This is a genomic window from Candidatus Planktophila lacus (assembly GCF_002287925.1).
Lineage (GTDB): Bacteria > Actinomycetota > Actinomycetes > Nanopelagicales > Nanopelagicaceae > Planktophila > Planktophila lacus.
The window spans coordinates 943,874-955,771 of sequence record NZ_CP016769.1; the positions used below are offsets into that span (position 1 = coordinate 943,874).

The 11,898-nt window shown below is 48.6% G+C and carries 12 protein-coding genes; all 12 read right to left on the reverse strand.

All coding sequences use genetic code 11. The annotated features are described in order from the left end of the window. Positions 1–44: 44 nt before the first annotated feature. Complete coding sequence (locus A1s21148_RS04735) at positions 45–1,472, reverse strand: gamma-aminobutyraldehyde dehydrogenase (RefSeq protein ID WP_095671301.1); 1,428 nt, start codon at positions 1,470–1,472, stop codon at positions 45–47. Position 1,473: 1 nt separating this feature from the next. After that, complete coding sequence (locus A1s21148_RS04740; RefSeq protein ID WP_223299359.1) at positions 1,474–1,959, reverse strand: DinB family protein; 486 nt, start codon at positions 1,957–1,959, stop codon at positions 1,474–1,476. Between the two features lie 10 nt (positions 1,960–1,969). Next, positions 1,970–3,100, reverse strand: a complete 1,131-nt coding sequence (rlmN, locus tag A1s21148_RS04745) for a dual-specificity RNA methyltransferase RlmN (RefSeq protein WP_095671303.1) — start codon at positions 3,098–3,100, stop codon at positions 1,970–1,972. After that, positions 3,097–3,957 (reverse strand): phosphatidate cytidylyltransferase, encoded by an 861-nt coding sequence (locus A1s21148_RS04750; protein WP_095671304.1) that lies wholly within the window; start codon positions 3,955–3,957, stop codon positions 3,097–3,099. The genes rlmN and A1s21148_RS04750 overlap by 4 nt, the downstream gene beginning before the upstream one ends. Positions 3,958–3,976: 19 nt before the next feature. Beyond that, positions 3,977–4,540 carry a ribosome recycling factor gene (gene frr / locus A1s21148_RS04755; RefSeq protein WP_095671305.1) on the reverse strand — a complete coding sequence of 188 codons (564 nt, stop codon included), beginning with the start codon at positions 4,538–4,540 and terminating at the stop codon, positions 3,977–3,979. A gap of 59 nt (positions 4,541–4,599) precedes the next feature. Continuing rightward, positions 4,600–5,322 carry a UMP kinase gene (pyrH, locus tag A1s21148_RS04760; RefSeq protein WP_095671306.1) on the reverse strand — a complete coding sequence of 241 codons (723 nt, stop codon included), beginning with the start codon at positions 5,320–5,322 and terminating at the stop codon, positions 4,600–4,602. 35 nt (positions 5,323–5,357) lie between these two features. Next, on the reverse strand, positions 5,358–6,185 hold the full coding sequence (gene tsf, locus A1s21148_RS04765; protein ID WP_095671307.1) for a translation elongation factor Ts: 828 nt from the start codon (positions 6,183–6,185) through the stop codon (positions 5,358–5,360). A gap of 5 nt (positions 6,186–6,190) precedes the next feature. Beyond that, on the reverse strand, positions 6,191–6,970 hold the full coding sequence (gene rpsB, locus A1s21148_RS04770) for a 30S ribosomal protein S2 (RefSeq protein ID WP_095671308.1): 780 nt from the start codon (positions 6,968–6,970) through the stop codon (positions 6,191–6,193). Between the two features lie 288 nt (positions 6,971–7,258). After that, on the reverse strand, positions 7,259–8,176 hold the full coding sequence (locus A1s21148_RS04775) for a tyrosine recombinase XerC (RefSeq protein ID WP_095671309.1): 918 nt from the start codon (positions 8,174–8,176) through the stop codon (positions 7,259–7,261). A gap of 10 nt (positions 8,177–8,186) precedes the next feature. Next, complete coding sequence (cimA, locus tag A1s21148_RS04780) at positions 8,187–9,776, reverse strand: citramalate synthase (RefSeq protein WP_095671310.1); 1,590 nt, start codon at positions 9,774–9,776, stop codon at positions 8,187–8,189. After that, positions 9,776–10,855: a branched-chain amino acid aminotransferase gene (locus A1s21148_RS04785; protein ID WP_095671837.1), complete on the reverse strand. Its 1,080-nt coding sequence runs from the start codon at positions 10,853–10,855 to the stop codon at positions 9,776–9,778. The genes cimA and A1s21148_RS04785 overlap by 1 nt, the downstream gene beginning before the upstream one ends. A gap of 1 nt (position 10,856) precedes the next feature. Continuing rightward, entirely contained in the window at positions 10,857–11,891 is a 1,035-nt protein-coding gene (locus A1s21148_RS04790; RefSeq protein ID WP_095671311.1) for a 3-isopropylmalate dehydrogenase, read from the reverse strand. Positions 11,892–11,898: the final 7 nt, after the last annotated feature.

Below are 11,898 nucleotides of genomic sequence, written 5' to 3' on the forward strand. Positions count from 1 at the left end.
GCCAAACAATTTCGCTGTGATTTAGCGAAAATTTATCTTAATTTTTACCCGTTTAGGTTGGTCATGACGTGCTTGATGCGGGTGTAATCCTCAAAGCCATAGCTCGACAGATCTTTGCCATAGCCCGAGCGCTTGAAGCCGCCGTGAGGCATCTCGGCAACGATTGGTATATGGGTATTGATCCAGACGCACCCGAAGTCAAAGGCCTTGGCCATGCGCATTGCGGTGCCGTGATCCTTGGTCCAGACAGATGATGCCAGCCCGTACTCGACGCCATTTGAAAGGGCGATCGCTTCAGCTTCATCTTTAAATTTCTGGATAGTGATGACCGGTCCGAAGATTTCAGATTGGATGTGCTCATCCTGCTGACGAAGGTCTGCGATCACAGTTGGCGCGATGAAATAACCGGCGCGATCTAGGGCTGACCCACCTGCTACGACACGCGCATGTGATGGAACGCGATCTAGAAAACCTTTAACTCGCTCGAATTGAGCGGCATTATTTACTGGACCAACGATGACATCTTCATTTGGCATACCAACTGCGATCTCGTTAGTTGCTTGGTGGGCGAGAAGTTTGACCATCTCTTCATACACACCCTCTTGCACCAAGACGCGAGTTGCTGCGGTGCAATCTTGACCTGAGTTGAAGAATCCTGCGATCGCGATACCTGCTGCAGCTGCTTCTAGATCTGCATCATTAAAGACTACAACTGGAGCTTTACCACCGAGTTCAAGGTGAACGCGCTTTAACTGCTTAGCGGCGCTTCCGGCAACTTCCATACCCGCGCGCACTGAACCAGTAATTGAAACCATCGCTGGCGTTGCATGCTCAACAACAGCTTTTCCAGTTTCGCGTTCACCACAAATCACATTGATTACGCCATCAGGCAAAAATTCGCCCATGATCTCGGCCATAAATACTGTTGATGCTGGAGTTGTATCACTTGGCTTTAGTACAACCGCGTTACCTGCTGCAATTGCCGGTGCCCATTTCCAAACCGCCATCATCATTGGGTAGTTCCATGGAGTTACTTGCCCGCAAACACCTACTGGTTCGCGACGAATAAATGAGGTCATTCCCTTCATATATTCACCTGCGGATTTACCTTCTAGGTTGCGAGCAGCGCCAGCGAAGAAGCGGATCTGATCAATCATTGGCGGAACTTCTTCAGATGTAGTCAGTCCAATTGGCTTTCCGCAGTTCTCGGACTCAATGGCGATGATTTCATCAGCGCGAGACTCGATCGCATCGGCAATTTTAAGGAGCGCGCGTTGGCGCTCTGAAGGAGTTGAATCACGCCATTCGGTGAAGGCGTTAGCGGCGGCGGACATTGCCTTATCGACATCGGCCACGTTTGAATTCGGAGCGGTTGCGAATGCTTGTCCTGTTGCTGGGTTAATCAGCGTGGTTGTCTCTCCCGATGATGAGTCAACGAGCTTGCCATTAACAAAGTTCTGCAACTTTTTCATTTTACTTCTGCCCCTTTACCGCGCGAATTAGTTGATCACCGTGATCAACTGGATGTTTGGAATAACCTTCTAACCATTTAGCAATTGTGTAGTGACCGGACTCTGAGTGAACTCCAGACTTTTCCAGATCTGACTCTTGCAGACGCTTAACAATGTCGAGTGAACCAGCCCGTACTGCAGCAAAGACAGCAATTGAGTTTTCAACTGGTGCGCTTTCATAACCAAGTTGCGGAGCAGTTGCCCAAAGATTCTCGTCGTAACCTTGAATAATCGATCCTTCTGGTTCTGCAACTAAACGACGCAAGCGCGCATATGACTGCGCTTCTGAATCTGCTAAGTGATGAATAATCTGACGGGCAGACCAACCTTCAGGATCTTTGATATCTAATTGATCAGCCGTTACTCCGCGCGCCAAATTTAAAAAATATTGAGTAGAAGATTCGTAGACTGCGGCCAATTCTTGGATGCTCATGCCCTGTGTATTCATGTCTTGGAGTCTATTTACTCTTTTCGGCTGCTGCCAACTGTCCGCAGGCGCCATCTATCTCGCGCCCGCGCGTATCGCGCACAGTCACGGGAACTCCATAGTTCTCCAGGATTCGGACAAACTCTTCCTCGTCTTCGCGGCGCGATGCGGTCCATTTCGAACCAGGCGTTGGGTTAAGCGGGATCAAGTTCACGTGGGCGTTGCGGCTCTTGAGTAAACGCCCCAATAAATCTGCGCGCCAAGATTGATCATTGATATCGCGAATTAGCGCATACTCGATTGAATAACGGCGACCAGTCTTCTTCTCATATGCATCGGCTGCAGCCAGAACTTCGCGAACATTAAAGCGCGAGTTAATTGGCACAAGTGAATCGCGGAGTTCATCATCTGGCGTATGCAGAGAAACCGCCAAGGTGCAGTTGATGCCCTCATCCATTAACTTCTCAATCCCATTTACCAAACCAACTGTGGAAACTGTTACTGAACGAGCGGAAATTCCTAAACCATCTGGGTTTGGATCTGTGATGTTGCGAAGCGTGCGAACAACTGCGTTGTAATTTGCAAGCGGCTCGCCCATTCCCATAAACACGATATTAGAAAGACGCGCTTCTCCCCCAGGGAGTTCGCCATTTGCACAAGCTCGCGCTGCAGCCACAATCTGTTCGGTGATTTCACCGGCAGTTAGATTTCGCGTTAGACCAGCCTGACCGGTCGCACAGAACGGACAGTTCATTCCGCAGCCTGCTTGAGATGAGATGCAAACGGTTACACGATCTGTATAACGCATTAATACAGATTCAACTAAAACACCATCATGCAATTTCCAGAGATCTTTCCGGGTCATGCCGTTGTCAGTAGTTCGTGATGTAACAAGTTGAATTAACTTTGGCGTTAGCGCATCAGCAATTGATTGACGTTCAGCCGCTGGGATATCGGTCCACTCTTCAGGGTTATTAGATAGGTGAGAGAAATAGTGAGTTGCAACCTGCGAGGCACGAAAAGGTTGCAGGCCAAGTTCCTTCGCCCAGATCTTGCGATCAGCAGGAGATAGGTCCGCTAAATGTTTCGGCGCCTTCTTGCGTTGCGGTGGCTCATCGAAAACTAATTTGAGTTCAGGATTTGCATCAGGTCTGGTGCTCATAAAATCCCTGAATCTTGTGCGCGACGCACAATTTCAAGGGCAAGCCATAGCGCAGGAGCGGCAAACAAAACTGAATCTAGGCGATCCATAATTCCGCCATGGCCGGGCAAGAGATTTCCCATATCTTTTATCGCCATATCGCGCTTTAGAGCAGATTCAATTAGATCTCCTGATGTTGCGGTGAAAACAGTTAATAGTCCAGCGAGTGCGCCTAACCACCACTCGGCGCCCATAATGTAATGAAATGCGATAGCGCCACCTGCAATAGTAAATACAAGTGAGCCAAGTAAGCCTTCTATGGTTTTCTTGGGACTGATCTTTGGCGCAAGTGGATGCTTGCCTAAAAGTACGCCAGTTAAATAAGCGAAGGTGTCATTACATCCAACCAAGACTACAAAAGTCATGACGCGCTCTAGCCCATTGCTCGGGCGAGCCAACAAGATCAAGAAGCCTGCTAAAAATGGTAGATAGAAAAGTGCAAGTGCGGATGCGGATGCGGTTTTAACAAAGTTAACCGTTCCTCGTGGAAGTAGTAGAACCAAGAGGCAAGGAAAGGCAATTGCAGTAGCTACGGCTAGACCTGAGATTCCGCCGAACCAGGTAGCGGCACATAGGCCAACTGCAGCAGTGGTTAGTGACCAAAGTGGAATATGAATATCAATTGCAGTGAATGCTTTATTTAGCTCGCGAATTCCGAGTACTACCGCAATCGTAACCACTAGGGCAAAAATTGCGCGCTGATAAGCAAGTGCAAACCAAACAAGTGCGATTAGCGATAGCGAGACAGCGATAGAAGGAAGGAGTTTTCTTCCCGCACGCTTATTAATCGCCTCGTTTATCGAATGTAAATCAGACACTTGTTTGTATTAAGAACTTCTAGACCTCTAGAAGTTCAGCCTCCTTATGCTTTAAGAGTTCATCGATCTTGGTGACGTGCTCTGATGTAACTTTTTCAAGTTCTTTCTCGCCACGCGCTAAATCATCTTTTCCAATGTCGCCATCTTTTTCGAGTTTTTCCATAAGTTCTTTGGCGGCACGGCGAATATTGCGGATTGAAACCTTTGAATCTTCCGCCTTACCTTTGGCTACTTTGATGTAATCCTTACGACGTTCTTCAGAAAGTTGTGGCAGTGCAACGCGAATAACCACGCCATCATTGCCGGGATTTACACCGAGATCTGATTCGCGGATCGCCTTTTCAATGCTCGCCATCGCTCCTTTATCAAAAGGGGCAACGATTGCCATGCGCGCTTCGGGTACTTGAATTGAAGCTAGTTGCGAAAGAGGTGTGTAGGTACCGTAATAATCAACCATGATCTTATTGAAGAGCGCAGGGTGAGCACGACCGGTGCGGATCGTTGCAAAGTCATCCTTGGCAACTTCTACAGCCTTATCCATCTTGCTCTGAGCATCGGCTAGAGCACTTGCTACATCTGCCATTTTCTAACTCCTCTAATTTGGTAAAGCTTTGGTAAATCTCTGGGAAAACTTTTTTAAAATTAAGAAACTAACGTGCCAATCTTTTCGCCACGAACTGCGCGTGCGATATTGCCGCTTGCCATCAAATCGAAAACGATGATCGGTAGCTTATTTTCACGGCAGAGGCTAAACGCTGCGGCATCTGCGACAGCGAGTGATTTGGAGAGAACTTCGTTATAGGAAATCTCATCGAACTTTGTAGCTGATGCATCCTTCTTTGGATCTGCGCTATAAACGCCATCAACGCCGCTCTTGGCCAGAAGCAAAGCTTCAGAACCGATTTCAAGTGCGCGCTGTGCGGCAACTGTGTCGGTTGTAAAGAATGGCATTCCAGCGCCTGCACCGAAAATTACTACGCGACCTTTTTCAAGGTGGCGAATTGCCCGACGCGGAATGTAAGGCTCTGCAACTTGACCCATGGTGATCGCGGTTTGTACGCGAGTGTCAACGCCTTCTTTTTCTAGAAAATCTTGGAGCGCAAGACAGTTCATAACTGTTCCGAGCATTCCCATGTAGTCAGCGCGGGCGCGATCCATACCAACTTGCTGAAGTTCGGCGCCGCGGAAGTAATTACCGCCGCCAACTACAACTGCCATTTGCACGCCAGTTTTTACAACATCTTTAATTTGCTTTGCGACATCGCGCATCACATCGATATCTACGCCGATGCCTTTTTCTCCCCCGAAAACTTCTCCGGAAAGTTTAAGGAGCACCCGCCGATACGTTCCTCTTGTACCGGGCATGGGTGCTCCTTTTCTAAAATGTTGTTCTGGCTAGTTTACTGACCTACGCGGAAACGGTGGAATGCCTTGACGGCGGTTCCTGCCTCATCGAGGATCTGCTTGACGGTCTTCTTCGCATCTTTAGCGAAAGCCTGCTCGATCAAGGAAACTTCCTTGACGAAGCCGGTTACGCGACCTTCGATGATCTTTGAAAGTGAAGCCTCTGGCTTACCTTCTTCGCGAGCTGTTTCTTCAGCGATGCGTCGCTCATTTTCGATGAGATCTGCAGGAACATCTTCGCGATTCACAAACTTAGGTGCGAATGCGGCGATGTGCTGGGCAATATCTTTACCAACTTCAGCTGCTTCTTTAGCAAGTGAAACTAGTACGCCAACTTGTGGTGGAAGATCTGGTGAAGTCTTGTGTAGGTAAAGTCCAACTGGACCATCTACAACAGCGACGTTACGAATTTCGATCTTCTCACCGAGTGTTGCGTTGCCTTCATCTATAACTGATTGAACGCTCTTGCCATTAGACATTGTTGAAGCAAGGAATGCCTCAACGGTTGCTGTCTTTGAAGCAAGTAGGTGATCAACTAGTTCATCACCAAGTGCGATAAAACGCTCGCCCTTTGCAACGAAGTCAGTTTCGCAGTTGAGCTCGAGCATTACGCCGAGGTCTCCTGAAACCTTTGCAACTACTAGACCATTTGAAGTTAAGCGACCTTCGCGCTTGGTAACTCCCTTAAGTCCTTTTACACGGATGAGATCGAGGGCTTTGTCATAATCGCCATCTGCTTCATCAAGTGCCTTCTTGCAATCGAGCATTCCTGCTGCAGTTGCTTCGCGAAGACGTTTTACATCATCTGCTGAATAGTTAGCCAATTTACTTATGCCTCCGGAGTTGTTGGTGCTGCTTCAAGTAGCTCTTTTTCAAGCGCTTCAGTTGCCGCGTTCTTTGCAGCATCTGGAGCAGGTGCAGCTGCTGTACGAGCCTTCATGCCCTCAACAATTGCATCAGTGATAACGCGTGTCAGAAGTCCGATTGAACGGATTGCATCGTCGTTACCTGGAATCTTGTAATCAACTTCATCGGGATCGCAGTTTGTATCAAGGATTGCGATAACTGGGATTCCGAGCTTCTTTGCCTCTGCAACTGCGAGGTGCTCCTTCTTGGTATCAACAACCCAAATTGCTGAAGGCAACTTGGTCATATGACGGATACCGTCGAGGTTCTTAAATAGCTTTTCGCGCTCACGACGAAGAACAAGAAGTTCTTTCTTTGTAAGCAAAAGGTCATTTGCATTCTCAAGAGCTTCAAGCTCCTTGAGGCGCTGAATGCGCTTGTAAACAGTTGGGAAGTTAGTGAGCATTCCACCCAACCAGCGCTCGGTGACGGTTGGCATTCCAACGCGTGCAGCCTGCTGCATGATTGGTTCGTGTGCTTGCTTCTTTGTTCCAACGAATAGAACGTGTCCGCCCTTTGCGACGGTGTCCTTTACGAATTCATATGCTTGATCGATAAGTGCAAGTGATTGCTGGATATCGATGATGTAGATGCCGTTGCGCTCGGTGAAAATGAAGCGCTTCATCTTTGGGTTCCAGCGACGTGTCTGATGTCCGAAGTGGACTCCACTGTCGAGGAGTTCTCGCATTGTTACAACTGCCATGGCAGCGTTCTCCTTTTTAGGTTTTTGCGCACAGCGCAATAAACCTGCTCGGTTTATGGCTTAACAATTTGTTAGGCCCGTCGCACCTACAACGCCGACCAACCTTTGAAAATAAATTTCTCAAGTCGGACCGAAGTGGCTTGTATTCCCTGACATTTCAATTACTGAATTGGTCAGTTCATACATAAGTGCTGAGATGTCACCAAAGGTTCCTTTAAAGAATGGCTCTGGTGCAGGGGAAATCTTACCTGCCGCCGAGGGGTGCTAAATCCACACCTTGATCTCTACTTATGCGCGGGGGTGGGCTTGTTTAAAGGCTTTTTGAAGTCTTTCGGTTGAGACGTGGGTATAGATCTGAGTTGTCGCAAGAGATGCATGGCCCAAGATTTCTTGAACCGTGCGAAGGTCTGCGCCTCCTTCTAGGAGATGAGTTGCTGCCGAATGGCGCAGAGCATGTGGTCCTAACTTCACTGCACCTTCCAAAGCTTGTAACGCTTGATAAACAACGGTGCGAACAGTGCGTTGATCAATTCGCTTACCGCGCGCTCCAAGAAAAACGGCACGATCTGATTTATCTCCAGCCAATGATGGGCGACCTTCTTTTAACCAAGCATCTAATGCGCGCATCGCCGGATTTCCGAGCGGAATTGTGCGCTCTTTATTTCCTTTACCGATCACGCGAATAGTGTTTCGCTCGTAATCAATATCTTGTAAATCCAATCCACAGAGTTCAGAGACGCGTGCTCCACTGGCGTAGAGGACTTCCACCATCGCACAATCACGTTTTGATAGCGGCCCATCTTCCTGTGCAACCCTGGTTGCAAGTGCATCCATAGCTAGGCCGGCATCGGCAATGTTTAATACCTCTGGCAAAGTTCGCGCACCCTTTGGGGTTGCAAGCGTTGCCCCCACATCTTTTGCTAGGTAACCCTTCTTGGCTGCCCACTTTGTAAATAAGCGAATCGAAACCGCGCGACGCGAAAGTGTTGTGCGCGCTCCCCCTTTAACTTGCTGGTTGGCGAGCCAAGAACGAATATGTGAAAGCTCGAGTTTAGAAAAGTCAGTTATATCTAATTTTTCTAAGTGTTCGAAGAAAGAATCTAGATCGCCTAAGTAGGCACGGATTGTGTGGGCCGAAAGGTTGCGCTCGGATTCGAGGTATTTCAGAAAGGCGTCGCGAATTTCGCTTAGTGCAACGCTTCCCATGCGTTAAAGGTTACTCGGGTTTGCGACCTTGGCGCAGTAAGCCGAAGGTGACCGCATCTTCAAGTGCCATCGCAGATGCCGCAATAACGTTTTCGTGAACACCAACAGTGTTCCATTCGCCTTTGCCATCTGAAGTTTCTACAAGTACGCGGGTGATCGCACCTGTGCCAAGGCGTCCTTCGAGGATACGTACTTTGTAATCTGTAAGTTCCAGAACTTCTAGTTCTGGATACAACTGCTTTAAGCCAGAACGAAGCGCGTTATCGAATGCGTTAACTGGGCCGTTTCCTGAGCCTGAGCAAGAGATCTCTTTACCTTGCGCGGTCACAGTTACTTCCGCTTTCGTAACGATGCTCTGATCTTCAGCGCGCTCTACAGTTGTGAGCCAGTGATCAATTGTGAAAAATGAAGGACGCTTGCCAGAGATTTCTTCTAGCAAGAGTAGTTCGAATGACGCATCTGCTGCTTCAAAGGTAAAGCCGCGAGATTCCATCTCTTTAACGCGATCTACGATGCGACCAACTAGCTCGCGATCGCCACCGAGATCTACGCCAAGTTCTTGTGATTTTAGTTCGATAGAAGCGCGGCCAGCCATATCTGAAACCAGCATGCGCATATCGTTTCCAACTGATGCAGGATCTTCATGTTGATATAAGAAGGGATCAACCTTGATTGCAGATGCATGCAGCCCAGCTTTATGTGCAAATGCTGAAACGCCAACGTATGGCTGGCGACCTGATGGTGAAATATTGGTTACTTCAGCGATGGCGTGTGAGATTCGGAATGATTCGCGAAGCGCGTTTGGAGGCAAGACCAACTGCTTCTTCTTCAATTCTAAGTTAGCGATAATTGTTACGAGATCAGCATTTCCGGTTCGTTCGCCATAACCGTTTAGAGTTCCTTGTACATGAGTGGCACCTGCAGCAACCGCGGCCATTGAGTTTGCAACAGCACACCCAGTGTCGTTGTGGCAGTGGATGCCGATACGGGCAGAAGTCGCAGTTAAAACATCATGAACAACATCGGCAATTTCATCAGGCAGCATTCCGCCATTGGTATCGCAGAGCGCAGCAACATCGGCGCCTGCTTCCATCGCAACGCGGATTACTTCAAGTGCGTAATCGCGGTTGGCGCGGTAGCCATCAAAGAAATGTTCAGCATCTAGAAATACGCGCTGTCCTTCTTGGCGAAGGTGGGTTACTGAATCCCGGATCATTGCGAGGTTCTCTTCGAGCGTCGTTTTAAGCGCAAGATCAACGTGGCGATCAAATGCCTTTGCAACCAAGGTAACTGCAGGAGCGCCGCTATCGCGAAGCGCACCAAGTAATACATCATCGGCGGCTATAACGTTTGGGCGACGAGTTGCGCCGAATGCCACAAAGGTAGCGTTCTTAAGCTTTAACTCTTTCTTAGCAAGGGCAAAGAATTCAGTGTCCTTTGGGTTAGCCCCTGGCCAACCGCCTTCAATAAATCCAACACCGAGATCATCAAGGTGGCGAGCGATAGTTATCTTGTCGTGAACCGAAAGATTTAAGCCCTCTTGCTGTGCGCCATCACGCAGTGTGGTGTCGTAGATATGGAAAGCATCAGAGATGGTCATTAGATAACTCGCTTAACCCAGCCGTGTTTATCTGCAGTTGTACCGTGCTGAATTGCGAGTAAGTGATTGCGGATCTGCATGGTGATTACGCCAGGTTGGCCATCGCCCGTTACCCAAGTACCCATCGCGCTCTTGGCTTGACCAACTGGTGAAACAACCGCAGCAGTACCGCAAGCAAAGATTTCGGTGATCTCACCGGATGAAACGCCTTCGCGCCAGTCGTCGATAGAGAGCATTACCTCATCGGTCTTGTAACCAAGATCTTTTGCAGCGGACAAAATTGAATCGCGCGTAATACCTGGCAATAAAGTTCCAGTTAACTTTGGAGTAATAACAGTTGCATCGGCGCCTTTACCCTTTACGAAGTAAAGGTTCATACCGCCCATTTCCTCAATCCACTTGCGCTCTTTGGCATCGATCCAAACAACTTGATCGCAACCTTCTTTCGCAGCAGCCTTCTGTGCAACAAGGGAAGCCGCGTAGTTTCCGCCACACTTTGCCTCACCTGTACCACCAAGGGCAGCGCGGACATATTCGGTTGAGATCCAAACAGATACTGCCTTAGATGGATCAAAGTAAGCACCCGCTGGCGTTGCAATAAGAATGTAAGTTGCTTTATTTGATGGGCGAACGCCTAAACCAACTTCGGTAGCGATCATAAATGGGCGGATATATAAAGATTCACCGACTTTATTTGGAACCCATCCTGCATCTTGCTTTACAAGAGTTTCAACTGTTTCAAGGAAAAGTGCTTCGGGCATTTCAGGAAGTGCAAGACGCGCTGCAGATTTTGCAAAGCGACGTGCATTTGCTTCAGGGCGAAAGAGCGCGATTCCGCCATCTGGTTGGCGATAAGCCTTCATGCCTTCAAAGATCTCTTGGCCGTAATGGAAAACCGCAGTTGCAGGATCAAGTGAGAGCGGTCCGTAAGGAATCAACTCTGGTTCAGCCCAGCCACCATCTTGCGTCCATTCGCAGATAACCATGTGGTCTGTGTAGTACTTACCAAATCCGCCTTCAGCAACCAAGGCATCGCGAGTAGCGGCATCTTTAGCGTTGGGATTTAGTTTGATCTTCATTTTAAAGTTGCGCGAGTAGCGCATCTCCGATTTCTGTAGTGCTTCGCTTCTTATCTGCGCGGGCAAGTAAATCTGCATTTACTGCCGCTTCAATCTCGCGAGCAGCATCTGCATAGCCCAAGTGATCCATCATCATCGCAACTGACATAACTGTTGCAGTTGGGTCAGCTAAATTCTTGCCCGCGATATCTGGCGCTGAGCCGTGTACTGGCTCAAACATGGATGGAAATGCACCTGTTGGATTGATATTGCCAGAGGCTGCAAGACCAATGCCACCGCAGATTGCTGCTGCGATATCGGTCAAGATATCTCCAAATAAGTTATCGGTTACGACAACGTCAAAGCGTTCTGGGTTGGTAACGAAGAACATTGATGCGGCATCAACGTGCAGGTAATCAGTAGTTACACCTGGGAACTCTTTGGCAACTTCATTGAAGGTGCGGGTCCAAAGGCTGCCAGCGCGAGTTAATACATTGTTCTTGTGAACAAGCGTTAACTTCTTGCGATCGCGCTTTGCGGCGCGCGCAAAGGCATCACGAATTACTCGCTCAGCACCGCGGCGGGTATTTAGAGATTCTTCAGTTGCGATTTCGGCATCGGTTCCTTCAGCAAGAACTCCGCCAGCGCCAACGTATGGGCCTTCAGTTCCTTCACGAACAACGATGAAATCGATTGGCGCCTTTGTAGCAAGCGGACCAGTTACACCAGCGCGCAAGACTGCTGGACGTAAGTTGATGTAGTGATCGAATGCAAAGCGAAGCTTAAGAAGTAATCCGCGTTCTAGAACTCCACTTGGAACTGTTGGATCTCCAACTGCGCCAAGCAAGATCACATCTGCCTTAGCGATTTCAGCAAGAACTGAATCTGGAAGAACTTCTCCAGTGCGATGCCAATAACCTGCACCAAGATCGTATTCAGTCTTTGCAAAATTCACGTCGTACTTTGCGGCGACCTTATCGAGAACGCGAAGACCTTGGGCAACCACTTCTGGTCCAATTCCATCGCCTGCGATAACGGCAAGATTTATCTTTTTCATATTTATC